Source organism: Aeromonas sp. MR7, assembly GCF_963899385.1.
Taxonomy (GTDB): Bacteria; Pseudomonadota; Gammaproteobacteria; order Enterobacterales; family Aeromonadaceae; genus Aeromonas; species Aeromonas bestiarum.
This window is the reverse complement of sequence record NZ_CAWQXH010000050.1, coordinates 206070-232510: the sequence shown is the minus strand read 5'-3', so window position 1 is coordinate 232510 and position 26441 is coordinate 206070. Positions and strand designations below refer to the sequence as shown.

Below are 26441 nucleotides of genomic sequence, written 5' to 3'. Positions count from 1 at the left end.
GCCCGTCACGGGGAAACGCAATGCAATCGCCCCCAGAAGGGGGCGATACGAGAGGGCCATGATAGCCTGAAGTGGCTGGCTTGAGAATAATTGCTATTTATCCCGTCACAATAAGCGATCATCTCGCTGTGCAAAGGGGCTGTATGGCGTTTCCTGCTGCTCGCCGGTCAGCAAGAAGTGGGACACCTCATCCCGGGTCAGGCTGAATACACGCTGCAATTGCTCCAGATCCGGCTCGGTCAGCTCTTCATTCTGGCGCAGGCGCCACTCCAGATCACCCGCCATGATCTGCAGGCGGGAGGCTGAAATATTGGCCGACACCCCCTTCAGGGTATGCAGCAACCGGCAGGCGATGTCGGGCTGCTGGCGGCGCAGGGCGGAGCGGATCTCCCACAAGTCATCCTTGTGCTCGGACATGAACAGCTTGAACAGGATCTGCAGCGCCTCCTTGTCCTGCTCCAGCCGTTTGAGGGCATCCTCCAGATCCAGCACCCCCATCAGATCCGGCGGTTTCACCTCCAGCGGTACCCGGCATTCGCCGCTGGCACTCTTCACCCACTGCAGCAGGTTGTTGTAGAGATCCAGCTTGCTGACCGGCTTGGTGACATAGCCATTCATGCCGACCCCGAGACAACGCTCACGATCACCGGGCATGGCGCTGGCGGTGAGCGCTATGATGGGGACGTCGTGCTTGTCCACCATCTTGCGGATCTGGCGGGTCGCATCCAGGCCGTCGAGCACCGGCATCTGCAAGTCCATCAGGATCACGTCGAACGGCTGCTCGGAGACCCGCTCGACTGCCTCGCGGCCGTTGCCGACCACGGTCACCACGGCATCCACCCGGCGCAGGTATTCGATGATGAGCTGCTGATTGACCCGGTTGTCCTCCGCCAGCAAGACCCGGACGCCTTGCAACAGCTCACGGAAGTGTTGCTGATCCCCCTGGGCTTCTGCCTGGCGGATCTGCTGATCGTGGGAGCTGCCATTGAGCAGCTCGTCCACCTTGGCCAGCAGGGCATTCTCCGTCATGGGTTTGGCCAGGAAGTGGGTCAGCCCCATGCTCTCCATGCGCCCGTGCAGCCCCTCCTTGGCCCAGGCGCTGGTCATCAGTATGGGCAGGCGCCGCCACTGGCTGTGCTGGTACATCTCGAGGGCCAGATCCAGGCCATCCTCCTGCCCCATACGCCAGTCCAGAATGGCCAGCCGTATGCTCTGGCCCTCCTCGCGCAGCACCTGACGAGCCCGGGAGAGGCTGTTGACCGCCACCACCCGGACACCGGCACGGCCGAGAATGTCCTTGGCCAGATCCAGCACAAGTTCATTGTCATCCATCACCAGAATGAGCGGTTGATGCTCGAAGAAGACCCGACGACCGGACACCCCATAGACGGCCTTGGTCATGGGGATCTCGAACTGGAACACTGAGCCGGAGCCCGGCTTGCTCTGTACCGTGATCCGCCCCCCCATCAGCTCGACCAGACGCTGGGAGATGTTGAGACCAAGGCCGGATCCCCCGTATTTGCGGGTGTTGCCCGCCTCCAGCTGGGTGAAGGGCTGGAACAGCTGGGCCTGTTTCTCCTCGGCGATGCCGATCCCGGTATCCCGCACGCTGAAACGCACCCGCATGGGGTGCTGGTTGACCAGGGTGATGGCCACTTCCACCTCGCCCCGCTCGGTAAACTTGATGGCGTTGTTGACCAGATTGACCAGCACCTGACCGAGTCGCAGCGGATCGCCGCGCAGGAAATCGGGCACGGCCGGTGACTTGTTGATGATGACCTCGACCTGCTTGCGCTCGGCCAGATCGGCAAACATGCCGGCGAGCGAATCTATCTGCTCGCTCAGATCAAAGTCGATCTCTTCCAGGGTCAGCTTGCCGGACTCGACCTTGGTCAGATCCAGAATATCGTTGATAAGCAGCAGCAAGGTGTCTGACGAAGACTTGATCTTGCTGAGGTAATCCCGCTGCTGCTGATCCAGCTCGGTCTGCAGCGCCAGCGAACTGAAGCCTATGATGGCGTTCATGGGGGTGCGGATCTCGTGGCTCATGTTGGCCAGAAAATCGCTTTTCGCCTGGGCCAGCAAGCCAGTCTGACGCGACAGCTCGCTCAGCTTCTGGTTGCGACGCCACAGGGTGACGGCCACCAGTGCGAAACAGAGCATGGCGCCCCCCAGCACGATCAGATAGAAACGGCTCTTGAGGGAGGAGGCCTGGTCCATCTTGCTCTGCTTCCAGACCGACAAGCCATCGAGCTCATGCATGTCGATGACCTGGTTGCGCAGCACGTGGTAGTCCACCACCTGGTGGCTGACGTCTTCGCTCAACTGGGCGAGACCGGCCACCTCGGGGTGTGACGGATAGGCCGTCTTGAGCCGCTGTTGCAGTTTTTGCAGCTGCTTCTGCTCGCCCTTGTCCCAGCTGCGCTTGAGGTAGTGGCTGAGTTGCGCCAGCTCGGTCAGATCGATGGCCAGGGGGGCATCGGCCGGCAGGGTCGCCAGCAAGGCATTGAGCTGTTTTTGAAACGGCTGCTCTATGTACTCGATGGCCATCTCCATGGAATAGAGTTTGGCCAAGTCCAGCAGGTAGCTGTCGATGTCGTGCAGCAAGGATTGGGAGTGGGGATTCTCAGCGGCGTCGGGGTCATTGCGCACCTGGCGCACGAAGCTGTCGAGGTTGCTCGACAGCTGGTTGAGACGCTGCTGAACATTGCCATCATTGGCCTTCTCCCGCCCCAGCAGATAGACGGTATCCGTGTTGACCCGGTTGAGGATCAACTCCGCCGCCACGCTGAGTTCGGAGGCCTTCTGCTGCTGACTGAGCAGTTGCCAGCAATAACCGGAGAATGCCAGCAGCGATACGATGATCAGGCTCAGGACAACACGATTGACCCGTGTCACATTATTCATCCCGTCTCGATTCTCATGTCATGGCCGTGTATCCGCCGACAGAATGCCGAAACCGGATCACTGGCTGTGAAAGATAACTGACTGCTATGTTACCGTTACTCGGCCCTGTCAGTGCAATAAAGATGTTGCAGGGCTTATGCATACAGGAATCAATTATGTCATTTATCACTACCTATTGTAGTCATTGCTTCACCAGGAACCGCCTGCCTGACGAAAAATTGGATTCAAACGCGAAGTGTGGCCGCTGCAAGGCACCGCTGTTTGGCATCACGCCCGTCACGGGTCGCGAGCAACAGTTCGATACCCTGATCCAATCCGACCTTCCGGTCGTGGTCGACTTCTGGGCCAGCTGGTGCGGACCATGCATACAATTTTCACCCATTTTTCAACAAGTTGCCAGTGAGCTTGAACCAAATATTCGCTTTGTCAAAGTCGATACCGAGCAGCAGCAAGCCATCGCGGCCCGCTACGCCATCCGCAGCATCCCCACCCTGATGGTGTTCAAGCAGGGCAAGATGGTGGCGCAGCGCAGCGGCTCCCTGCCCAAGAGCCTGTTCAAGGAGTGGCTGGCCTCCTTCATTCCCCCCCCCGCCAAATGATGCCCAGATGTTTAGTTTGTGTTTATTTAATGTTTTTATTTGCCTTGACTCTGTGAGTCCCGGCATGCTTTGACGACTTCCCCCTGTTTCAAACAGGGGGATAAATGTAATCTCGGCAACACAACAACAACCATAAATTAACCGAGAGAACATTATGCACACATCTGCTGTACCCTCCGCTCCCTCATCTCGCTGGCTCGACATCAAATCCGGGATCGTCATCCTGGATGTGCTGCTGCTCTGCGCCATGCTGGCCTGGCTGCCGTTTGATCCCATGGTCAACAAGGGGCTGGGCATTCTGGTCTTCATCGCCATTCTCTGGCTGACCGAAGCCCTGCACGTGACCATCACGGCCCTGCTGGTGCCCCTGCTGGCAACCGTGCTCGGGGTGTTTGACATGAGCAAGTCCCTCACCGACTTTGCCAACCCCATCCTGTTCCTGTTCTTCGGGGGCTTCGCCCTCGCGGCGGCCCTCTCCAAACAGGGGCTGGACACCCTGATGGCGGGCAAGGTGATGCACCTGGCCAACGGCCATCTGGGCTGGGGCGTCATACTGCTGTTCACCATCACGGCCGCCATGTCCATGTGGATCAGCAACACCGCCACCACCGCCATGATGCTGCCACTGGCCATCGGCATGTTGACGCGGCTCGACAGCCAGAAAGATCGCGCCACTTTCGTCTTCGTGCTGCTGGGGATTGCCTACAGCGCCAGCATTGGCGGCATAGGCACCCTGGTCGGCAGCCCGCCCAACGCCATCGCTGCCGCCCAGATGGGCATTGGCTTCACCGACTGGATGAAATTCGGCATTCCTGTGGTGCTGATCCTGATGCCCTGCGGCATTGCCCTCCTCTATCTGGTCACCCGCCCGCAGCTCAACCACAGGGTCGAGATCCAGGATGTCACCATCAACTGGACTCGTGAACGCAAGGTCACGCTGGCCATTTTCCTGACCACAGTGGTGCTCTGGATCGGCTCGCAGCCCATCTCCAACGCCTTTGGCGGCATACCTCAACTCGATACACTGATTGCCATGGGTGCCATCATCGCCATCGTGGTCAGCCGCGTCGCCAGCTGGGATGACGTCAACCAGAACACCGACTGGGGCGTGCTGATGCTGTTTGGCGGCGGCCTGACCCTGAGCGCCATCCTCAAGGCCACCGGTACCAGCGCCTTCCTGGCCAGCCACCTGTCGGCCGTGCTCTCCCATGCCGACATTTTCATCGTGTTGCTGATGCTGGCGGCCTTCGTGGTGTTCCTGACCGAACTGGTCTCCAATACCGCCACCGCCGCCCTGCTGATCCCGCTGTTTGCCGGGGTGGCCGAGGCGCTGGGGGTCTCCCCCATCGTCATGGCTGTGCTGATCGCCATCGGTGCCTCCTGTGCCTTCATGCTGCCGGTGGCTACCCCGCCCAATGCCATCGTCTTCGCCAGCGGCCATATCCGCCAGCGTGAGATGATGCGGGCCGGGATGGCACTGAACGTCGTGTTCACCGTGCTGCTGGCCGGGCTTGCCTACTTTGTCGGCGACATTCTCTGATCCGCTGACTCGCCCCCCAGCAAAAAGCCCTCGCAATGCGAGGGCTTTTTCATATCCAGAGGGGGGATCAACCTGCGATGTTGCAGCTCTTGAGGTTCCAGATCCGATCCACGTAGTCCTGGATGGAGCGGTCGGAGTTGAACTTGCCCATGGTGGCCGAGTTGATGATAGCCTTCTTGGCCCAGAGCGCCGGATCCCGATACCAGGTATCGATCAGCTTGTGCGCTTCGGAGTAGGAGGCAAAATCGGCCAGGGTCAGGTAGGGATCGCCCCCTTCCAGCAAGGAGCGCTTGATGGAGGAGAGTTCGCCCGGACGACCCGGCGTGAAGTAATCGGTATCGAACCAGTCCAGCACGGCCTTGAGCTCGGAGTTGGCATAGTAGAAGTCATACGGGTTGTAGCCGCGCCCCTTCAATGCCTTCACCTCGTCCACGTTCAGGCCGAAGATGGCGCAGTTTTCGGCACCCGCCTCTTCCGCTATCTCTATGTTGGCCCCATCCAGCGTGCCTATGGTGATGGCGCCGTTCAGTGCCATCTTCATGTTGCCGGTACCGGAGGCTTCGTAGCCGGCGGTGGAGATCTGCTCGGAGACATCGGCAGCCGGGATCAGCTTCTCGGCCAGGCTGACGCGGTAGTTCGGCATGAACACCACCTTCAGCTTGCCCTGGATGCGGGCATCGTTGTTAACCCGCTCGGCCAGCTTGTTGATGGCGTAGATGATGTCTTTGGCCAGCTTGTAACCGGGTGCCGCCTTGGAGCCGAAGATGAACACACGCGGGTGCATGTCATAGTCGGGGTTCGCCAGCAGGCGACGGTAGAGCGCCATGATGTGGATGAGGTTCAGCTGTTGACGCTTGTATTCGTGCAGACGCTTGATCTGGACGTCAAAGATCGCCTCGGCGCTCACATCGATACCGGTTTCGGCCTTGATGACCTTGACCAGCTTCTCCTTGTTATGACGCTTGATGGTCATGAACTGCTGCTGGAACGCCTTGTCGTCGGCAAACTTGGTGACGGCGCGCAGCTTGTCGAGCTGCAGCGGCCACTCCTTGCCCACCACTTCGTTGTACAGCTCGGCCAGCTCGGGGTTGCAGGCCAGCAGCCAGCGACGGGGGGTCACGCCGTTGGTGACGTTGCACATCTTCTCTGGCCACAGCTCGGCATACTCGGGGAAGAGATCCTCTTTCACCAGCTTGGAGTGGATCTCGGCCACGCCGTTCACCTTGGAAGAGCCGACCACGCACAGGTTGCCCATGCGCACCTTGCGCACGTCCCCTTCTTCTATGATGGAGAGCTTGGCCTTGATGGCATCGTTGCCTGGCCACTTGGGTTCGACCAGCTCGCTCAGGAAGCGGGCGTTGATCTCGTAGATCACCTCGAGGTGACGGGGCAGCACCTTCTCGAACAGGCTGACGGACCACTTCTCCAGCGCTTCCGGCAGCAGGGTGTGGTTGGTGTAGGAGAAGACCCGATAGCAGATGGCCCAGGCGGCATCCCAGTTCAAGTCTTCCTCGTCCACCAGCACCCGCATCAGCTCGGGGATGGCCACGGTCGGGTGGGTATCGTTGAGCTGAATGGCGATCTGGGCGGCAAAGTTGCTGAAATCCGAGCCATGCACCCGCTTGTAGCGACGCATGATGTCCTTGATGGAGCAGGCACAGAAGAAGTACTGCTGGATCAGGCGCAGCTCTTTACCTGCATCTGTCTCATCGTTCGGATAGAGCACCTTGGAGATGGTCTCGGCCTGGGCTTTCTCGGCCTGGGAGTCGATGTAACCACCGGCGTTGAACACGTCCCAGTCAAAAAACTCGGAGGCGCGGGATTCCCACAGGCGCAGTATGTTGACGGTATGGCCACCAAAGCCCACCACAGGGATATCCCAAGGCACCCCTTTGATCTTGCGCCCGGCGTGCCATACCTTCTTCAGGCCGCCATTGTCACCAAACACGGTTTCCACATAACCGTAGAGCGGTATCTCCTGCACGGATTCCGGACGGCAGATTTCCCAGGGGTTGCCATATTCGCGCCAGGAGTCCGGACGCTCTATCTGACGACCATCCTGGATCTCCTGACGGAACAGGCCGTGCTCGTAATGGATGCCGTAACCGACGGCCGGGTAGTTCAGGGTCGCCAGCGAATCGATGAAGCAGGCGGCCAGGCGGCCAAGGCCACCGTTGCCGAGCGCCATGTCCGGCTCTTGTTCACACAGGTCGGTCAGTTCCAGACCGAGTTCACCCAACGCCTCTTCACACACTTTGTACAAGGAGAGGTTGTGCAGGTTGTTGGAGGTCAAACGCCCCATCAGGAATTCAGCAGAGAGATAGTGAATCGCACGAGTATCTTTCTTGAAATGAGTCTGCTGAGTGCGGGTCAGGCGCTCGTACACCTGTTCGTTGACGGCGGCTGCGGTCGCTTTCCACCACGCTTCTGGCGAGGCTTTCTGTTCGCTTGTACCCAAGGTAGAACGCAGGTGACGCACGATACTCGCCTTGAGCTGATCTTTATCCAGTTGGAGATCCTGGTCTGTCTTCTTCTTGGTAGCCATAAACCATTTCCTTCGTTACAGAATAATAAAATTGTTATCCCATCAGGGACCGGTGCTGTTGTTATCTCAGAATATGTTCCGGCGTGGGCATACTAGCTAAAGCCGATGGTTGAAAAGTTAACGCAAGTCACACTTTAGCGCATAAAAATGACAGTTCAAGCTTGAAAACCCTTTCCTGAAACTTATTAAGCAAGAACACTCATTTCATTTAAAATCAGCAACTTAACAAACTCATGCAAATATAAATCCGTGAATAGGTTTTCAATCATTGCCAAGTACTGAAAATCCATGAAAATAACTGAAAATACAGCGCACATTGAAATCGTTTTCAATGTGCGCTGTTCATGGGACCAGACTGACGATGCCCTGTGATGGCTATATCCCCTTTAACCATGCGCCTTGAACTGATTGCTCATGGGGTCGTAGTGATAGCCTATCTGCAATAAACGGGTCGCGAGCTGATCCTCCGTCATGTCGTAATAGGCCAATAACTCCTCCAGACCATCGCACTCCAGCCGCAGCTTCTCATTGATGATCCCGAGCAGGATATTGGCATCCAGTCGTTGCAAGGTGCTGACGTCCATCCTCATCTCTCCTCTTCACAAACCGACTGTATAACCATGAGCGCCTGCTCCCGCTTTGTCCATAGCCTAAAAAACACCCACATCCAGATACAAGTAAATATCAATTAAAATCAATAACATAAATATAAACCCTGCCGATCAGATCACATTTTTGACCATAAATGGCTTGTCACTGGAGTGAGTTACAACTACTGTATGCACATACAGCATGGTTATTCATACAGGACAAACATATGAGCCAGCCCATGAGTCATCCCCCTTTCGCCGCCTCTGTCAGCATGAGCAATCCCTGGCCCACCCGGCATCAGGGCAAGGTGGAAGATGAACGTCTCACCGCATCTGCCAGCCAGGAACCGCCGCTGCTCGACGAGCTGGTGAGACTGAGCCACGGCGACACGGGCTGGATCCTGCTGATTGCCCCGCCTGGCCTGCCGGTAGCCAAACAGCTGCAGGCACAGGGGATCAATCCCGATCGGGTGCTGGTGGTACACAGCCCCAAGATCAAGAACTGGCAACGCATGCTGGAGCAGAGTCTGGGCAATGGCCACTGTGCGGCCGTCCTGACCTGGCTGCCTGAGCAGATCTCGCTGGATCGCGCCAAGCTGAGCAAGCTGGGGCAACGCTTCGGGGTGCTGACTCGCTTCTTCGAACCGGCAGGGACTGCCCTCCCCGTTCACAACGGCGCACTGGCCTATGGCGGACAGGATATCTACCTCAACCATTGATGCCGGCGAGAGGATGAAACCGTGCAAAGGCTGGGTCGTATGAAGAGTCGTAGGCACAGACCTAGTCACCAACAGAGGTGACCAGACGGAAAATGCCCAGGTGAGCAAGGTTCAGCAAGACGACCCAGCCCATGAACCGGTCGCCAATCCGGCCTGCCACTCATAGAAAAAGGCGACCCTGGGGTCGCCTTTTTGCGCAGTGCCTAACGTGCTGAACCCGACCTGCGAGTTGGCCGCTTCACCTTATGGCAGTGAAGCGGCTACCGGCAAGTTGGGCCACTCAGGAGAGCTTGCCATCGAGCTCGGCAATCTTGGCCGACCAGTAGGCCGGGCCAGTCTCATGTATGTTGTTGCCCTGCGAGTCCACCGCCACTGTCACCGGCATGTCTTCCACCTCGAACTCATAGATGGCTTCCATGCCCAGATCGGCAAAGGCCACCACGCGCGCCTTCTTGATCGCCTTGGCCACCAGATAGGCGGCGCCACCGACGGCCATCAGATAAACGGCCTGGTGCTGCTTGATGCTCTCGACCGTCTTGGGGCCACGCTCGGATTTGCCGATCATACCGATGAGGCCGGTTTCACCCAGCATCATGTCGGTGAACTTGTCCATCCGGGTGGAGGTGGTGGGACCGGCCGGGCCGACCACTTCGTCACGCACCGCGTCGACCGGGCCGACGTAATAGATGAAGCGGTTGGTGAAATCGACCCCTTCCGGCAGGCCTTCCCCCTTCTTGAGCATGTCGGCGATGCGCTTGTGGGCGGCGTCGCGACCGGTGAGGATCTTGCCGGAGAGCAGCACAGTATCGCCGCTCTTCCAGCTGGCAAGCTCGGCCTTGGTGATACCGTCGACATTGACGCGACGCACGTTGGCCCCCGCTTCGCGGGTGATCTCCGGCCAATCGGCCAGTTTCGGCGGGGTCAGCTCGGCCGGGCCCGAGCCATCCAGTTCGAAGTGGACATGGCGGGTGGCGGCGCAGTTGGGGATCATCACCACCGGCTTGGAGGCGGCATGGGTCGGGGCGCTCTTGACCTTCACGTCCAGCACGGTAGTGAGGCCGCCCAGGCCCTGAGCGCCAATCCCGAGCTTGTTGACCTTGTCATAGAGCTCGACCCGCAGCTTCTCTTCGGTGGTCTCGGGACCACGAGCGATCAGCTCCTGAATGTCGATATGCTCCATCAAGGCTTCCTTGGCCAGCACGGCCGCCTTCTCGGCGGTGCCGCCGATGCCGATCCCCAGCATGCCGGGCGGGCACCAGCCGGCGCCCATGGTCGGCACGGTTTTCAGCACCCACTCGACCACATCATCGGAGGGGTTGAGCATCACCATCTTGGATTTGTTCTCGGAGCCGCCGCCCTTGGCCGCTATGCTCACTTCCACCTTGTTGCCGGGGATCATGTCGATGTGCACGACAGCAGGGGCGTTATCCTTGGTGTTCTTGCGGCTGCCGGCCGGGTCGGCCAGTACCGAGGCGCGCAGCGGGTTGTCTGGATTGGTGTAAGCGCGGCGAGTGCCCTCGTCCACCATCTCCTGCACCGTCATGTCGCTGTCCCACTGCACCTGCATGCCGATCTTGACGAAACAGGTGACGATACCCGTATCCTGACACAGGGGGCGATGGCCTTCGGCGGACATGCGGGAGTTGATCAGGATCTGGGCCAGGGCATCCTTGGCGGCCGGGTTGATCTCGCGGTCATAGGCAGCCTTGGCGGCATGGACGAAATCGAGGGGGTGATAGTAGGAGATGTACTGCAGGGCGTCGGCGACGGAATCGATAAAATCCTGTTTTTTAATGATGCTCATATCATCCTCACTGGTCCTTGTCTTCGCCGTGACGGCAGAGCAAGGGCTTCCATATGAGCCGTGCTTCGGTATTGTGGTGCCAGGCGAAGTGCCTGCCGATCCGATAGACAACGGCGTGTTTTTTCTAAAAATTCCGGCGCCTATGATACGCTTGCCCCCCCGTACCGGCTAGGGAGCAGGGTGCAAACTGTTGCCTGTGTAACAAAAAATGAAACCAACTCTTCATATCCACCATTTTGATCACCAGACGGCGCTGCATGCGCTGTTTGGCCGCCTGCATCATCAGCCCTGGGCCATGTTGCTGGAGTCGGCCGGCCCTCAAGGGGCGGACAACCGTTTTGACATCATCACAGCCGACCCGCTGGCGACCCTGCAGACCGAGGGGCCCTTGACCTGGATAGCCCAAGGTGAACAGCGCCAATCATTTGATGCCGATCCCCTGACCCTGCTGGCACAACGGCAGCGCGAACTGCTGGGTGAGCTGGCGCCACACAGCGACGCGCTGCCTTTTATTGGCGGCGCCCTCGGGCTGTTTGGCTATGATCTGGGCCGCCGCTTCGAACGGCTGCCGGTGCAGGCTGAGCGGGATGTGTCCGTGCCAGACATGGCGGTGGGCATTTACGACTGGGCGCTGCTGCGAGAGGTGGCAAGCGGCGCCTGGCAGCTGGTGCACTGGGGTGACGAGGCAGGCCTCCATCGCCGGCTGCAGTGGCTGGCCGCGCAGCACGAGCTGCCAGCGCCGCCATTTGCCCTGCAGGGTGAGTGGCGCAGCAACATGAGCCGCGCTGAATATGGCGAGAAATTTGCGCGGGTACAGGCTTACCTGAGCGCCGGGGACTGTTACCAGATCAACCTGACCCAGCGCTTCAGCGCCGCCTACCGCGGTGATGAATGGCAGGCTTATCAGGCATTGTCCCACGCCAACCGGGCCCCCTTCTCGGCCTTTATCCGGCTGCCCCGGAGCGCCATCCTGAGCCTCTCCCCCGAGCGATTCCTGCTGCTCGATGACCGCCATATCGAAACCAAGCCCATCAAGGGCACCCGTCCACGGCTTGCCGATCCGGAGCAAGATCAGGCCAGCGCCCTCGAACTGGCTGGCGCCGACAAGGACAGATCGGAAAATCTGATGATCGTGGATCTGTTGCGCAACGATATCGGCAGGGTGAGCCGGCCAGGTTCAGTCCATGTGCCCAGCCTGTTCGCGGTGGAGTCATTCCCGGCGGTGCACCATCTGGTCTCCACCATCCACGGCGAACTGGACAGCCGCTGGCAGGCGGTGGATCTGCTGCGCGCCTGTTTCCCGGGCGGTTCCATCACGGGTGCCCCCAAGATCAGGGCGATGGAGATCATAGAGGAGCTGGAGCCCCAGCGACGCAACGCCTACTGCGGCAGCATCGGCTACCTGAGCCAGCATGGCCGGATGGACACCAGCATCTGCATCCGCACCCTGATAGCGGCGGATGGCCAGCTGCACTGCTGGGCCGGTGGCGGCGTCATCGCCGACTCCGAGGTGGACAGCGAGTATCAGGAGACCTATGACAAGGTGGCCCGCATACTGCCGCTGCTGGATGCGCTGCGCTGAGCGCCTGACGAATGGACAGATGGATCGCCACGCGAGAGACTCAAGGGCAGATCCAAGAGAAGAGTTGAGAGACATAGCCGAGATGGACCGCACCGAACTGCTGACCCGCTTCTTGCTGCAACGCCCCGCCCCTGCCCATCGACTGACGGTGGCAGGGCTCAAGCCCGCCGCCGTCTTGCTGCCGCTGGTCGAGCGGGCCGACGGCCTGCAACTGCTGCTGACCCGTCGCAGCCCGCACCTGCGCCATCATGCGGGCCAGATAAGCTTCCCCGGGGGCAGGCAGGATCCCGACGACCGGGATCTGATCCACACCGCGCTGCGGGAAACCCAGGAAGAGCTCGGCATAGCGCCCGCCCAGATCGAGATCATAGGCACCCTCAGCCCCCTCAATACCGTCTCCCAATACGAGGTGCTGCCGGTGCTGGGACTGGTGGCCGCCGATTATCAGCTCACCCTGAGCCGGGATGAGGTGGCGCAGGCCTTCGAAGTGCCGCTCAATCACCTGCTGGATCCGCACCACCATATCGCCCTGACCATTCCCAGAGCCGATCACCGCCACACCATCTACTGGATACCCTGGCAGGACCACTTTATCTGGGGGGCGACCGCCAGCATGATCCGCCAACTGTCTCGCCAGATTTCGATATAACATTTCGTCAACAGATTGCCGTACAACATTTGCTCGTTAACACTAAAATAACAAAGCGCTTTATAAAAAATAATTGATTAATTCTTTCTTCGATCACATTTCCGCAAAAGAGTGCGGCTCTGGCCCTCATTAAGATGAATTTCATCAACATTTTTGATTAAAAAAACCGTATCCTTGCGCCGACTAATTAAAACCACACATTCGGGGTGAGACACATGACTAATACTGTCACCGGCGCACAGGACGTTGCGACCTCACAGGAGCAAGGAACCCGCTCCATCCAATCTCGTGGTTGGACCAAACAAGACACCAGCTGGGTGATCAGCCTGTTCGGCACCGCCGTCGGCGCTGGCATACTGTTCCTGCCCATCAACGCCGGCATGGGTGGCTTCTGGCCACTGGTGGTGATGGCGCTGCTGGTCGGCCCCATGACCTACCTGGCTCACCGCGGCCTGGCCCGGTTCGTCCTCTCCTCCAGCAAGCCCAATGCTGACATCACGGAAGTGGTGGAGGAACACTTCGGGGTGGGTGCCGGTAAATTAATCACCCTGCTCTACTTCTTTGCCATCTATCCCATAGTGCTGATCTACGGTGTCGGTATCACCAACACGGTCGAAAGCTTCATGGTCAATCAGTTGCAGATGACGGCGCCACCGCGCTGGATCCTCTCCATAGTGCTGATCATGGGCATGATGTCGGTGATGCTGGCCGGCGAGAAGCTGATGCTGAAGGTCACCGAGTTCCTGGTCTACCCGCTCATCGCCATCCTGGTGGGGATCTCCTTCTACCTGATCCCGGACTGGACCGGCGCCGCCCTCTCCCAGGTGCCCTCTGCCAAGGATTTCGCCACCACCCTGTGGCTGACCATCCCGGTACTGGTGTTCTCCTTCAACCACAGCCCGGCCATCTCCAGCTTCTCGCTGGCCCAGCGCCGTGATCATGGCGAGCATGCAGTCGAAAAATCCGACGCCATTCTCAAGCGCACCGCCACCATATTGCTGGGCTTCGTGATGTTCTTCGTCTTCTCCTGCGTCATGAGCCTGACCCCGGCCCAGCTGGCAGAAGCCAAGTCCCAGAACATAGCCGTGCTCTCCTACCTGGCGAACCAGCATGCCAGCCCCATCATCTCCTACTTCGGCCCGCTGGTTGCGTTCGTGGCCATCGTCTCCTCCTTCTTCGGTCACTACCTGGGTGCCCGTGAAGGTCTGAAAGGCATGATAGTGCAGAACATGCGCAAGTCCGGCAAAGAGCCGAACCACAAGAAGGTCGAGATCTTCATCATCGCCTTCTTCATCCTGACCCTGTGGGGCACGGCGGTGGCAAACCCCTCCATCCTCGGCATGATTGAATCTCTGGGTGGCCCCATCATAGCCACCATCCTCTTCATCATGCCGATGTACGCCATCAAGCGCGTGCCAGCCATGGCGAAATATCAGGGCCACATCAGCAACGCCTTCGTCGCTCTGATGGGCACGATCGCCATCTCAGCCATCCTCTACCAGATGGTTGGCTAATCGCCAGAAGCTGACGACAAGGCCGATGCCTGCCGTAAATGCCCGCCCATGATGGCGGGCATTTTTTATGGCGTCCCCGAGCCCAAGTCGGTGACCTGACCAGGGCTGCCAGTTTGAACACCCTATCCCAGGCTGGCGTGTTGTTCGCAACCTCAGGGTCGGTCTCGGCAAGGCAGGCGGATGGCATGACCTCCATCATCCCCCGGATTTTCCCCAGATAAACCTCGCGCCGCCCGTATGGCTCACGTCCATGAGTCTCTTGCCAGGTCGCGGCCGCACGCTTGCAAACCGTTGATGTGGCTGACCGCACTGGCCTGACGTTGCGGCCTTGCAGATAGACAAGCCGCCGCCATGGCTGGGCTTACTTGCACGCGGATCTCCTGTATTCGGCCGTGGCAAACCGGCATAAAAAACGCCCTCCGAAGAGGGCGTTGTCCATGGAGCCATGAAGCGGGCTATCAGGCTTCGGTATTGGGCACCGGCGAGGCATCCAGCAGGGTTTCATCCTCAGCCATGCAGGCCGCGGCGGTAAACAGCACGTCGGTGGAGCTGTTGAGGGCCGTTTCGGCGGAGTCCTGCAACACCCCTATGATGAAGCCCACGGCCACCACCTGCATGGCGATGTCGTTGCCGATGCCAAACAGGCTGCACGCCAGCGGGATCAGCAGCAGGGAGCCGCCGGCCACGCCGGAGGCGCCGCAGGCGCTGATGGTGGCAACCACGGAGAGCAGCACGGCAGTGGCAAGATCCACTTCCATCCCCAAGGTGTGTACCGCCGCCATGGAGAGCACGGTAATGGTGATGGCGGCGCCCGCCATGTTGATGGTGGCACCCAGCGGGATCGAGACCGCATAGGTATCTTCCGGCAGACGCAGTTTTTCACACAGCGTCATGTTGACCGGAATGTTGGCGGCGGAGCTGCGGGTGAAGAAGGCGGTCACGCCGCTCTCTTTCAGGCAGGTCAGCACCAGCGGATAAGGGTTGCGTCGGATCTTCCAGAACACGATGAGCGGGTTGACCACGAAGGCGATGAACAGCATGCAGCCGATCAGCACCACCAGCAGCTGGGCATAGCCAAACAGCGCATCGAAGCCGGTCTCGGCCAGGGTGGAGGCGACCAGCCCCAGGATACCGAGCGGCGCACAGCGGATCACCGCCTTGACGATGGTGGAGACGCCGTGGGAGAGATCGGTGATCATCGCCTTGGTGCTGTCATTGGCGTGGCGCATGGCGATGCCAAGACCGATGGCCCAGGCCAGGATACCGATATAGTTCGCATCCATCAGCGCCTTGACAGGGTTGGTCACCACGTTGAACAGCAGGGTCTGCAGCACCTCTGTGATGCCGCCCGGCGGGGTGATCTCGGCGCTGCTTGCCACCAGATGCAGGTTGGAGGGGAACAGGAAGCTGGCCACGACGGCGACCGCAGCAGCCAGGAAAGTGCCCAGCAGATAGAGCAGCAGGATCGGCTTCATGTTGCTCTTCTGGCCCTGCTTGTGGCCGATGATCGCCGCCATGACCAGTACGAAGACCAGCAGTGGAGCAACCGCCTTCAAGGCACCGACGAACAGGCTGCCAAGCAGACCCGCCGTTTTGGCCCATTCCGGCATGAACATGGCAAGCAGGATACCGAGTACCAGACCGACCAGGATCTGGCTAACCAGACTGGTGCTGTTGACCAGTCGCATGAGGGGGTGTTGTTGTGTCATCAAATAGTCCCTGAGCACCTAAGTGCGTGAATCATTAGTCCTGTTGGCAACCGCTACGCCAGGCGACACCCATGTCACAGGCTGGCGTCATCTGCCCCGGCAAGCCTTCTGTTGAGCCTGTCCGGAAACACACGGGATTGCGGACAAGGAATATCCCATCTGCAATCGCTTTTTTCCACATAATCACTGAAAAATATCCGGTTAACCTCACAAAAAATCTACAACAATGCGATAACACAATATCAACAGCGCCCAATTGGATGCTGTTTTCCCCCGGATAGCCGTCCAGACACTCACTGGCGGTGGTATCATGCCGGTTTTGTACTGGAGTCCTGCCATGATCTCGTCCCTGTTGACCCGCCACTTCGGCTTCGACCAGTTAAGGCCCGGTCAGGAGGCGGTGATCAGCCGGTTGCTGGCAGGCCAGAGCGCCGCAGCCATCTTCCCCACCGGCTCCGGCAAGTCTCTCTGTTACCAGCTGCCCGCCCTTGCCCTGCCCCACCTGACCCTGGTGATCTCCCCGCTGATCGCGTTGATGCACGACCAGCTCGCCTTCTTGCGCAGCAAGGGGATAGCCGCCGCGACCCTGGATTCGAGCCAGACGCCGGAGGAGAGCCGCCGGGTGATGCAGCAGGTCAGTGACGGTCAGCTCAAGATCCTGATGATCTCGGTGGAGCGGCTCAAGAACGAGCGCTTTCGCCGCTTCATCCAGCAGGTGCCGCTGTCAATGCTGGTGGTAGATGAAGCGCACTGCATCTCGGAGTGGGGTCACAACTTTCGACCCGATTACCTCAAACTGCCGACTTACCGCCGCGAGCTGAAGATCCCCCAGGTGTTGCTGCTGACCGCGACCGCAACGCCGGCTGTCATGGCCGACATGCAGGCCAAGTTCGATATCGAAGATGAGGGGCTGATCGTCACCGGCTTCTATCGTGCCAACCTGGATCTGGCCGTCGTGCCGCTGCCCGCCGAGGCACGCGATAGCTGGCTGCAAGCGGAGGTGCGACGGGAGCCCGGCGCCCCCACCATCGTCTATGTCACCTTGCAACACACGGCGCAACAGTGCGCCGAGCTGCTGCAACGGGTGGGGATCAGGGCGCGTGCCTATCATGCCGGGCTCGACTCGGCCCTGCGCAGCCAGATCCAGCATGACTTCATGGCAGGCAAGGTGGATTGCATTGTGGCCACCATCGCCTTTGGCATGGGGATCGACAAAGCCGATATTCGCCGGGTCATTCACTACGATCTGCCCAAATCCATCGAGAACTACAGCCAGGAGATTGGCCGTGCCGGGCGGGATGGGCTCCCTTCCCGCTGCATAGTGCTGGCCAATCGCGCCCAGCTCCCCGTGCTGGAGAATTTCGTGTATGGGGATACGCCCGATCGCACCGCCATAGTGGCGCTGCTCGAGATCCTGCAGCAAAGCGGCAACGAGTGGGAGTTTGGTCTGCTGCGCCTCTCCAACGACACCAACATCCGTCAGTTGCCGCTCAAGACGCTGCTGGTCTATCTGGAGATGGCGGGCATCATAGCGCCTGCCTACAGCTATTTCGCCGAGTATCGCTTCAAGTTCGAGCTGGACAAGGCCGAGATCCTGGCCAGCTTCAATCCGGATCGCCGCCAGTTTCTGGAGCAGCTGTTTGCCTGCGCCCCGCAGGCGCGCAGCTGGTGCACCATGGACTTCGATGCACTCTGGCAAGGCTATCAGGGGGAGCGACAGCGAGCGGCGGCGGCACTGGATTATCTGCAACAGCAGGGCTGGATAGAGCTGGAAAGCAAGCAGATGACGGATGTCTATCGGATCCTGCGCCAGGGGGTGGACATAGATGTTCTGGCCGATGAGCTCTATGCCCTGTTCGAGAAGAAGGAGTGGAGTGAACTGGCCCGGTTGCAGGCCTTGCTGGCTTTCTTTACATCGACTCGCTGCCTGAGCCATGAACTGGCCCGCTACTTTGCCGATGAGCAGGCGCCAAGCCAGTGCGGGCACTGCTCAGTCTGCCGTGGCGAGGTCGCAGTCCTGCCACCACTACCTAGCCTCACCCTGCCCAACGAAAGCGGGTTGCGCGCCTGGTGCGATCCCCTGATCGCCTTGTGCCACAGCCGCCATCCTCGCATTCTGACCCGTTTTCTGTGCGGCATCGCCACGCCACTGACCACCCGGGTCAAGGCAAAAAGCCTGGCCGGCTTTGGCCAGCTGGCCATGCATCCGTTTGCCGACGTGCTGGCTGCCGTGTCACAGATTTACCCTGCCCATAACGACTGATCATCTCTGTGCACGTTCACACTGCGCTGAAAAAAATAAGACCCTCGCTTTTGCGAGGGTCAAGCCAACGGAAACGTGCTTAAACAGAGCTTTGTATCCAGCAGCCAACCACTCTCTTGCTAAAGCGCTGACTGCCCGACACAGGGCCAATCTAGAGCAGCCGCAATGTAGCGTCAATGTAAAAATTAGAGCCAAAGCACCAAACAGACGACATTACGCTGACGTAAACGTAATGCATTTCCCTCTTGCCATTCCCCCTCCCCTTGCCCTGTCTAGGCTGCAGCCAGATGACCCGATAAATTCGATCTTCTTTCCATTTTCTGGCAAACATTTATTTTTTATGTCTTTGACATTTACCTCACTATCGTGGCAAAAATAATTTAACAGTCAGTAACATAGGTGTGTCACTGATTGCGCCTTCCCGCATCAGGATCGGGAAGTACCCTTGCAAATTTAAACCAATAGATGGTGATGGATTACTGGGGGCTGTTGACTAGGCTTAATGAGGTAAACAGAACAAAAGTAGTGATCCACTCTTTTCAGGGTAAGCGACTATAACGAGGGCAAAGTTATGGGCATCTTCGAGCATTATCAACAGCGATACGAGAAAGCCAGGGAAGAGGAGTACAGCATCCAGGAGTTTCTGGATATGTGTAAGCAGGACAAAGCCTGCTATGCCTCCGCTGCCGAGCGCTTGCTGGTCGCCATCGGCGAGCCGGAAATGATCGACACCTCGGTCAATCCCAGACTCAGTCGCCTTTTTTCCAACCGCGTCGTCGCACGCTATCCCGCCTTCAAAGATTTCTACGGCATGGAAGAGGCCATCGAACAGATCGTCTCCTACCTCAAGCACTCGGCTCAAGGGCTGGAAGAGAAGAAGCAGATCCTCTATCTGCTGGGGCCGGTTGGCGGCGGCAAATCCTCTCTGGCTGAAAAACTCAAGTCTCTGATGCAGAAAGTGCCTGTCTATCGCATCAAGGGCTCACCGGTCAACGATCACCCCTTCTGTCTGTTTGACATCGAAGAGGATGGTGAGCTGCTGGAAAAAGAGTACGGCATCCCGCGCCGCTACCTGCGCCCCATCATGTCACCCTGGGTGGCCAAGCGACTGCACGAGTTCGGTGGCGACATCTCCAAGTTCAAGGTAGAGAAGGTCAATCCCTCCATCCTCGATCAGATTGCCATCGCCAAGACGGAACCGGGCGATGACAACAACCAGGATATCTCCTCTCTGGTCGGCAAGGTCGATATCCGCATGCTGGAGCATTTTGCCCAGGATGATGCCGATGCCTACTCCTACTCGGGGGCGCTGTGCAAGGCGAACCAGGGGATCATGGAGTTCGTGGAAATGTTCAAGGCACCCATCAAGGTGCTGCACCCGCTGCTGACCGCCACCCAGGAGGGGAATTACAACGGCACAGAGGGGCTTTCCGCCCTTCCCTTCGACGGCATTCTGCTGGCTCACTCCAACGAATCCGAGTGGCAGCAGTTCCGCAACAACAAGAACAACGAGGCCTTCCTCGACCGTGTCTACATCGTCAAGGTACCCTACTGCCTGCGCGTCTCGGAAGAGGTGAAGATCTACGAAAAACTGCTGATCAACAGTGAGTTGACCGACGCCAAGTGCGCGCCTGGCACTCTGGAGCTGCTGGGTCAGTTCTCCGTCCTCTCCCGACTGAAAGAGCCGGAAAACTCCAGCCTCTACTCCAAGATGCGGGTCTACGATGGCGAGAGCCTGAAAGACACGGATCCCAAGGCGAAGAGCTATCAGGAGTATCGCGACTATGCCGGTGTGGACGAGGGCATGAATGGCCTGTCGACCCGCTTCGCGTTCAAGATCCTCTCCCGCGTCTTCAACTTTGACCATGCGGAAGTAGCGGCCAACCCGGTGCATCTCTTCTACGTGCTGGAGCAGCAGATTGAACGTGAGCAGTTCCCGCAGGAGCTGCATGATCGCTATCTCGAGTTCATCAAGGGCTATCTGACCCCGCGCTATGTGGAGTTCATCGGCAAGGAGATCCAGACCGCTTACCTCGAATCCTATTCGGAGTACGGCCAGAACATCTTCGATCGCTACGTCACCTACGCCGACTTCTGGATCCAGGATCAGGAGTACCGTGACCCGGAAACCGGTCAGCTGTTTGACAGGGCATCGCTCAACAGTGAGCTGGAGAAGATTGAGAAACCCGCCGGGATCAGCAATCCGAAGGATTTTCGCAACGAAATCGTCAACTTCGTGCTGCGGGCCCGAGCCAACAATGCAGGCCGTAACCCCAACTGGACCAGTTACGAGAAGCTGCGCACCGTGATCGAGAAGAAGATGTTCTCCAACACGGAAGAGCTGCTGCCGGTTATCTCCTTCAACAGCAAAACCTCGGCCGAGGAGCAGAAGAAGCACGATAACTTTGTCGAACGGATGATGGAGAAAGGCTACACCCGCAAACAGGTGCGACTGCTCTCCGAATGGTATCTCAGGGTACGCAAGTCATCCTGACCCTGCCGTGGTTCAAGGGGGAGTTATGGCGCATTTTATCGACCGCAGGCTCAACGGCAAAAACAAAAGCGCTGTCAATCGGCAGCGCTTCATCCGCCGCTACAAGAAGCAGATAAAACAAGCGGTCTCGGATGCTGTTTCCAAGCGCAGCATTCAGGACGTAGACAAGGGCGAGAGCATCAGCATTCCGACCAAGGATATCGGCGAACCCCATTTCCATCAGGGGCAAGGCGGTAAACGGGAGATGGTGCATCCCGGCAACGATCAATTCGTCTCTGGTGACAAGATTGACCGCCCCAAGGGAGGGGGCGCAGGCCAGGGCTCGGGCGAAGGCCAGGCATCCAATCAGGGGGAAGGTGCTGACGATTTCGTATTCCAGATCTCCAAGGATGAGTATCTGGACCTGCTGTTTGAAGATCTGGAGCTGCCACGCCTGCAGAAAACCCAGCTCAACCAGCTGATGGAAGTGAAAACATACCGGGCGGGCTACACCTCCAACGGGGTGCCCGCCAATATCAACGTGGTGCGCTCGCTGCAAAACTCATTGGCCCGGCGCATGGCGCTGCAGTCGGGCAAGAAACGCCAGCTCCATGAGCTGGAAGAGCGGCTGGCCCTGCTGGCAACCGATCCCAACGAACACTTTGCCGAAATAGCCCTGCTTGAGAAGGAGATCAGAGAGCTGAAACGGCGGATCGCAGCCGTGCCCTTCATCGACACCTTCGATCTCAAATTCAACAACTTCGTCAAACGGCCCGTGCCTTCCAGCCAGGCGGTGATGTTCTGCCTGATGGACGTGTCGGGCTCCATGGATCAGGCCACCAAGGAGATGGCCAAGCGCTTCTATATACTGCTCTATCTGTTCCTGAGCCGGACCTACAAGAACGTGGAAGTGGTCTACATTCGCCACCACACCCAGGCCAAGGAAGTGGACGAACACGAGTTTTTCTACTCCCAGGAAACGGGCGGCACCATAGTCTCCAGCGCGCTCAAGATGATGAACGACATCATCAACGAGCGTTACCCCGCCCACCAATGGAACATCTACGCGGCACAAGCCTCGGATGGTGACAACTGGGCCGATGATTCACCGCAATGCCGGGAGATCCTGACGCGGGACATCATGCCGCGGGTGCGGTACTACTCCTACATCGAGATCACCACCCGCGCCCACCAGACCCTGTGGCACGAGTATGAGTCGGTGGCTAGCCAGTTCCCCCACTTCGCGATGGAGCACATTCGTAAGGTCGAGGATATTTATCCGGTATTCCGGGAGCTGTTCAAGAAGCAAGCGGCGTGAGGGAGGCCATATGGTAGAAACCGCAAGAAAAGTACCGCCACTGGACGATGGCCCGGACTGGAACTTCGATCTGCTGGAAACTTATCATCAGGAGATCGCCCGGGTCGCCAGGTTTTATCGACTGGATACCTACCCCAACCAGATCGAAGTGATCACGGCAGAACAGATGATGGATGCCTACTCCAGTGTCGGCATGCCCATTGGCTACCAGCACTGGTCATTTGGCAAACGCTTCATCCACACCGAGCGCAACTACAAGCGCGGCCAGATGGGGCTGGCCTATGAAATCGTCATCAACTCGGATCCCTGCATCGCCTACCTGATGGAGGAGAACACAATGCCGATGCAGGCACTGGTGATGGCGCACGCCTGCTATGGCCACAACTCCTTCTTCAAGAACAACTATCTGTTCAAGACCTGGACCGACGCCTCCTCCATCATCGACTACCTGCTGTTCGCCAAGAACTACATCACCGAATGCGAAGAGAAACACGGCATAGATGCGGTGGAGAAGCTGCTCGACTCCTGCCATGCGCTGATGAACTTCGGCGTGGACCGTTACAAGCGGCCACAGAAAATCTCGCTGGCGGAGGAGAAGCGTCGCCAAAAGGCCCGGGAAGACTACCTGCAGACCCAGGTCAACGAACTGTGGCGCACCCTGCCCAAGCAGCACAAGGCCTTGGGGGTTGAAGACAGACGCTATCCGGCCGAGCCGCAGGAGAACATCCTCTACTTCATAGAGAAGAATGCCCCTCTGCTTGAGCCCTGGCAGCGCGAGATAGTGCGCATAGTGCGCAAGATCAGCCAGTACTTCTACCCGCAAAAACAGACGCAGGTGATGAACGAAGGCTGGGCCACCTTCTGGCACTACACCATCCTCAACCACCTGTATGACGAGGGCAAGATCAGCGATCGCTTCATGATAGAGGTGCTGCACAGCCACACCAACGTGGTGTACCAGCCCCCTTACAACAGCCGCTACTACTCGGGGATCAACCCCTACGCACTCGGTTTCGCCATGTTCACCGATCTGCGCCGCATCTGCGAGAACCCGACCGAGGAGGACAGATACTGGTTCCCCGATTACGCCGGCACCAACTGGGTGGATACCCTGCATTTCGCCATGCAGAACTTCAAGGACGAGAGCTTCATCAGTCAGTTCCTGAGTCCCAAGGTGATGCGGGAGATGAAGCTGTTCGCCATCGACGATGACGATCTGAAAAACTACCTCAAGGTCTCCGCCATCCACAATGAGGAGGGTTATCGACTGGTACGCAATACCCTGTCGGCCCAGTACAACTTGAGCAATCTGGAGCCCAACATTCAGGTCTACAACGTGGCGGTGAAGGGCGATCGTTCGCTGACCCTACGCTATGTGCCGCACAACCGGATCCCGCTGGGGGACTCCCGCCACGAGGTGCTCAGGCATCTGCATCAGCTATGGGGATTCGATGTGGTGCTGGAGCAGGATAACGGCGACTTGCCCGCCGACATCATAGGCCGCTGTCCGGAAAAGAAACCGGCCTGAGGCCACTTTCAGCCATAAAAAAACGCGCCAGAAGGCGCGTTTTTCTTTGCATCAGCAATCAGTTGTCGCACAGATTGCTCGGCATGTCCTGGCGCAGGCGGGTCCACAGCTTGCCGGACTCGATGCCGTACTGGCGTACCGTCATGAACACGGCCTCGTGATTCTTGGTCTCGGCCAGACCCAGCAAGGTCTTGTAATAGGCATCCGCCGTTTCACGAGCCTGCTTGTCAGAGAAGTAGTAACGCCCAACCCGACTATAGAGCCCCTTGAAGCCATTGAGGATCAGGGCGTAGATGGGGTTGCCAGAGGCAAAGGAGAGCTGGTGATGCAGACGGTAATCAAACTCCGCATACGCTTCCGGAGTGCTGTCCACCGCATTGGCGCCACGCAGTATCTCGGCGGCTTGCTCAGGATTGTTGCGGATCGCGCCACGGATGAAGATGGTGCAGATATTGGTGCGAGCCGACAGCAGCTGGGCCACCAGATCCGGTACCTTGTCCTGATCCAGACGGGCCAAAGTTTCCAGGATGTTGAGACCCGAGGTCTCCCAGAAATTGTTCACCTTGGTCGGTTTGCCATGCTGGATGGTGAGCCAGCCATCACGGGCCAGACGCTGCAGCACTTCGCGCAAGGTAGTACGAGTCACCCCGATCAGCTCGGACAGCTCGCGCTCGGCCGGCAATATGGATCCTGGAGGAAAGCGATTGTTCCAGATGGACTCGATGATGTATTCCTCGGCAAACCCTGCAGGGCTCTGCGCTTTTATGACCATGTAGTGACTCTGTTGTAGTACGCAAAAAGGCCCACGAATAATAGCAAAGCAGAGAGGGCTGGCAAGCAGAAGGTCAGTCCTCTGCTCACATAAACAGGCTATTTTGTTAAATAAATGTATGTATTTCCACCATGGGTGCCAGCCAACCCCGCCGTCTGGCGATAAAACGGACATTCTCTTGGGCAAGGGTCACTATGTTATTTATAGTTAAAGCCATTTTTGATTAAAATCATGAGGAATCAATCTGATAAGGGACAACATCCGGATGTTCTGGTCGAGCCTGTCTTGACTGCATAGACGCAGATACCCACAACAAAACAGAGATCCATTATTATGCCAATCAGCTTAGGACAAGCCTTTGCCAGGAACTTCCTGGGCAATGCGCCCCAGTGGTACAAGGCCGCCATTCTGCTATTTCTGCTGATCAACCCGATCGCCTTCCATCTCGACCCTTTCGCCGCCGGCTGGCTGCTGGTGGTTGAATTCATCTTCACCCTGGCCATGGCGCTCAAGTGCTATCCGCTGCAACCCGGTGGCTTGCTGGCCATCGAGGCCGTGCTGATCGGCATGACCTCGGCAGAGCAGGTCAAGCATGAGCTGGTGGCCAACATAGAGGTGCTGCTGCTGCTGGTATTCATGGTGGCCGGCATCTACTTCATGAAGCAGTTGCTGCTCTACGTGTTTACCAAGCTGCTGATCAGGATCCACTCCAAGACCTTGCTCTCCCTGGCGTTTTGCCTGGTATCGGCCTTCCTGTCAGCCTTCCTCGACGCCCTGACCGTGATTGCCGTGGTGATCAGCGTCGCAACGGGCTTCTACGCCATCTACCACAAGGTCTCCTCCGGCAAGGATTTCGGCAATTCACACGACCACACCAACGACAATTCCGTCAACGAACTCAATCGCCAACATCTGGACGATTTCCGTGCCTTCCTGCGCAGCCTGATGATGCACGCCGCCATAGGGACGGCCCTCGGCGGTGTCTGCACCCTGGTGGGAGAGCCGCAGAACCTCATCATAGGTGAGCAGGCTGGCTGGCATTTTGGCGAGTTTGCCATCCGCATGGCACCGGTCACAGTCCCCGTGTTTTTCTGCGGCCTGCTCACCTGCATTCTGGTTGAGAAGTGCCGCTGGTTTGGCTATGGCGCCCAGTTGCCGGATGCGGTGCGTCGCATCATGGAGGATTACAACCGCTACGAAGAGGCCGAGCGCTCCCCACAAGACAAGGCCAAGCTGATCATACAGGCGCTGATCGCCCTCTGGCTGATCACGGGGCTGGCCATGCACCTGGCAGCCGTCGGGCTGATCGGGTTGTCTGTCATAGTGCTGGCGACCTCACTGACCGGCATCACGGAGGAGCATTCGCTCGGCAAGGCATTCCAGGAGGCCCTGCCCTTCACCGCCCTGCTCGCCGTCTTCTTCAGCGTGGTGGCCGTCATCATAGATCAGCAGTTGTTCAAACCCGTGATCCAGTGGGTGCTGGCCGCCGAGCCGGACGATCAGCTCGCCCTCTTCTATCTGGCCAACGGCCTGCTCTCCATGGTCAGCGACAACGTCTTCGTCGGCACCGTCTACATCAACGAGGTGAAGACGGCCCTGCTCAACAACGCCATCAGCCGTGAGCAGTTCGATCTGCTGGCCGTCGCCATCAACACCGGCACCAACCTGCCATCGGTCGCCACTCCCAACGGCCAGGCCGCCTTCCTGTTCATGCTGACCTCGGCACTGGCTCCCTTGTTGCGCCTCTCCTATGGCCGCATGGTATGGATGGCGCTGCCCTATACCCTGGTGCTGGGGCTGGTGGGTTTCGTCTCGGTGGAGATGCTGCTCGGCCCGGTGACCGAGTGGTTCTATCAGGCCGGTTGGCTGGTGCTCGACAAGGTCACGCCTGCGGTGCTGCCGGCGCTGCACTGATCCCATAAGGGCCCG

Annotated in this window: 17 protein-coding genes; 11 read left to right on the top strand and 6 right to left on the bottom strand. The window is 58.5% G+C overall.

Features of this window, described 5'->3' with window-relative positions:
* Positions 1-105 precede the first annotated feature (105 nt).
* Positions 106-2907: a response regulator gene (locus AACW87_RS19870; RefSeq protein WP_043557751.1), complete on the bottom strand. Its 2802-nt coding sequence runs from the start codon at positions 2905-2907 to the stop codon at positions 106-108.
* A 155-nt stretch (positions 2908-3062) separates the two neighbouring features.
* Between AACW87_RS19870 and trxC the strand changes: the two genes are divergently transcribed.
* On the top strand, positions 3063-3506 hold the full coding sequence (gene trxC / locus AACW87_RS19865; protein ID WP_241325930.1) for a thioredoxin TrxC: 444 nt from the start codon (positions 3063-3065) through the stop codon (positions 3504-3506).
* Positions 3507-3660: 154 nt separating this feature from the next.
* Positions 3661-5046, top strand: a complete 1386-nt coding sequence (locus AACW87_RS19860) for an SLC13 family permease (protein ID WP_043139114.1) — start codon at positions 3661-3663, stop codon at positions 5044-5046.
* A 67-nt stretch (positions 5047-5113) separates the two neighbouring features.
* On the opposite strand, the gene AACW87_RS19855 is transcribed toward AACW87_RS19860, so the two are convergent.
* Both AACW87_RS19855 and AACW87_RS19850 read right to left on the bottom strand, forming a co-directional pair.
* Positions 5114-7591: a glycogen/starch/alpha-glucan phosphorylase gene (locus AACW87_RS19855; protein ID WP_043139112.1), complete on the bottom strand. Its 2478-nt coding sequence runs from the start codon at positions 7589-7591 to the stop codon at positions 5114-5116.
* A 386-nt stretch (positions 7592-7977) separates the two neighbouring features.
* Complete coding sequence (locus tag AACW87_RS19850) at positions 7978-8175, bottom strand: DUF4250 domain-containing protein (RefSeq protein ID WP_005300391.1); 198 nt, start codon at positions 8173-8175, stop codon at positions 7978-7980.
* 233 nt (positions 8176-8408) lie between these two features.
* Between AACW87_RS19850 and AACW87_RS19845 the strand changes: the two genes are divergently transcribed.
* The gene (locus AACW87_RS19845) at positions 8409-8900 is read left to right on the top strand and encodes a cell division inhibitor SulA (protein WP_103470668.1); all 492 of its coding nucleotides are present in this window, start codon (positions 8409-8411) and stop codon (positions 8898-8900) included.
* A 280-nt stretch (positions 8901-9180) separates the two neighbouring features.
* Here AACW87_RS19845 and AACW87_RS19840 read toward each other — a convergent pair whose 3' ends face one another.
* Positions 9181-10704 carry a fumarate hydratase gene (locus tag AACW87_RS19840; RefSeq protein ID WP_042868385.1) on the bottom strand — a complete coding sequence of 508 codons (1524 nt, stop codon included), beginning with the start codon at positions 10702-10704 and terminating at the stop codon, positions 9181-9183.
* Between the two features lie 295 nt (positions 10705-10999).
* On the opposite strand from AACW87_RS19840, the gene pabB reads away from it, so the two are divergent.
* From pabB to AACW87_RS19825, 3 genes are all read left to right on the top strand, one after another.
* A complete protein-coding gene (gene pabB / locus AACW87_RS19835; RefSeq protein ID WP_241325954.1) occupies positions 11000-12286 on the top strand; it encodes an aminodeoxychorismate synthase component I in 1287 nt (428 codons plus the stop codon).
* 82 nt (positions 12287-12368) lie between these two features.
* Entirely contained in the window at positions 12369-12935 is a 567-nt protein-coding gene (locus AACW87_RS19830) for a CoA pyrophosphatase (protein WP_043557792.1), read from the top strand.
* 215 nt (positions 12936-13150) lie between these two features.
* Entirely contained in the window at positions 13151-14449 is a 1299-nt protein-coding gene (locus tag AACW87_RS19825; RefSeq protein ID WP_043139107.1) for a serine/threonine transporter, read from the top strand.
* A gap of 458 nt (positions 14450-14907) precedes the next feature.
* On the opposite strand, the gene sstT is transcribed toward AACW87_RS19825, so the two are convergent.
* Positions 14908-16158: a serine/threonine transporter SstT gene (gene sstT, locus AACW87_RS19820; protein ID WP_098983948.1), complete on the bottom strand. Its 1251-nt coding sequence runs from the start codon at positions 16156-16158 to the stop codon at positions 14908-14910.
* A gap of 337 nt (positions 16159-16495) precedes the next feature.
* Between sstT and AACW87_RS19815 the strand changes: the two genes are divergently transcribed.
* From AACW87_RS19815 to AACW87_RS19800, 4 genes are all read left to right on the top strand, one after another.
* On the top strand, positions 16496-18421 hold the full coding sequence (locus tag AACW87_RS19815) for a RecQ family ATP-dependent DNA helicase (protein ID WP_241325929.1): 1926 nt from the start codon (positions 16496-16498) through the stop codon (positions 18419-18421).
* Between the two features lie 571 nt (positions 18422-18992).
* Positions 18993-20915, top strand: a complete 1923-nt coding sequence (locus AACW87_RS19810; protein WP_042868375.1) for a PrkA family serine protein kinase — start codon at positions 18993-18995, stop codon at positions 20913-20915.
* 25 nt (positions 20916-20940) lie between these two features.
* Complete coding sequence (locus AACW87_RS19805) at positions 20941-22212, top strand: YeaH/YhbH family protein (protein ID WP_241325928.1); 1272 nt, start codon at positions 20941-20943, stop codon at positions 22210-22212.
* 10 nt (positions 22213-22222) lie between these two features.
* Positions 22223-23740 (top strand): SpoVR family protein, encoded by a 1518-nt coding sequence (locus AACW87_RS19800; RefSeq protein WP_043139096.1) that lies wholly within the window; start codon positions 22223-22225, stop codon positions 23738-23740.
* A 58-nt stretch (positions 23741-23798) separates the two neighbouring features.
* Here AACW87_RS19800 and fadR read toward each other — a convergent pair whose 3' ends face one another.
* Positions 23799-24512, bottom strand: a complete 714-nt coding sequence (fadR, locus tag AACW87_RS19795) for a fatty acid metabolism transcriptional regulator FadR (RefSeq protein WP_042869993.1) — start codon at positions 24510-24512, stop codon at positions 23799-23801.
* A 333-nt stretch (positions 24513-24845) separates the two neighbouring features.
* On the opposite strand from fadR, the gene nhaB reads away from it, so the two are divergent.
* Positions 24846-26426: a sodium/proton antiporter NhaB gene (gene nhaB, locus AACW87_RS19790; RefSeq protein WP_241325927.1), complete on the top strand. Its 1581-nt coding sequence runs from the start codon at positions 24846-24848 to the stop codon at positions 26424-26426.
* The last annotated feature ends 15 nt before the right edge of the window (positions 26427-26441 follow it).

Coding starts and splice junctions, on each gene's coding strand:
- AACW87_RS19870 (WP_043557751.1), bottom strand. CDS start 2,907: ATGAATAATGTGACACGGGTCAATCGTGTTGTCCTGAGCCTGATCATC.
- trxC (WP_241325930.1), top strand. CDS start 3,063: ATGTCATTTATCACTACCTATTGTAGTCATTGCTTCACCAGGAACCGC.
- AACW87_RS19860 (WP_043139114.1), top strand. CDS start 3,661: ATGCACACATCTGCTGTACCCTCCGCTCCCTCATCTCGCTGGCTCGAC.
- AACW87_RS19855 (WP_043139112.1), bottom strand. CDS start 7,591: ATGGCTACCAAGAAGAAGACAGACCAGGATCTCCAACTGGATAAAGAT.
- AACW87_RS19850 (WP_005300391.1), bottom strand. CDS start 8,175: ATGGACGTCAGCACCTTGCAACGACTGGATGCCAATATCCTGCTCGGG.
- AACW87_RS19845 (WP_103470668.1), top strand. CDS start 8,409: ATGAGCCAGCCCATGAGTCATCCCCCTTTCGCCGCCTCTGTCAGCATG.
- AACW87_RS19840 (WP_042868385.1), bottom strand. CDS start 10,704: ATGAGCATCATTAAAAAACAGGATTTTATCGATTCCGTCGCCGACGCC.
- pabB (WP_241325954.1), top strand. CDS start 11,000: ATGTTGCTGGAGTCGGCCGGCCCTCAAGGGGCGGACAACCGTTTTGAC.
- AACW87_RS19830 (WP_043557792.1), top strand. CDS start 12,369: ATGGACCGCACCGAACTGCTGACCCGCTTCTTGCTGCAACGCCCCGCC.
- AACW87_RS19825 (WP_043139107.1), top strand. CDS start 13,151: ATGACTAATACTGTCACCGGCGCACAGGACGTTGCGACCTCACAGGAG.
- sstT (WP_098983948.1), bottom strand. CDS start 16,158: ATGACACAACAACACCCCCTCATGCGACTGGTCAACAGCACCAGTCTG.
- AACW87_RS19815 (WP_241325929.1), top strand. CDS start 16,496: ATGATCTCGTCCCTGTTGACCCGCCACTTCGGCTTCGACCAGTTAAGG.
- AACW87_RS19810 (WP_042868375.1), top strand. CDS start 18,993: ATGGGCATCTTCGAGCATTATCAACAGCGATACGAGAAAGCCAGGGAA.
- AACW87_RS19805 (WP_241325928.1), top strand. CDS start 20,941: ATGGCGCATTTTATCGACCGCAGGCTCAACGGCAAAAACAAAAGCGCT.
- AACW87_RS19800 (WP_043139096.1), top strand. CDS start 22,223: ATGGTAGAAACCGCAAGAAAAGTACCGCCACTGGACGATGGCCCGGAC.
- fadR (WP_042869993.1), bottom strand. CDS start 24,512: ATGGTCATAAAAGCGCAGAGCCCTGCAGGGTTTGCCGAGGAATACATC.
- nhaB (WP_241325927.1), top strand. CDS start 24,846: ATGCCAATCAGCTTAGGACAAGCCTTTGCCAGGAACTTCCTGGGCAAT.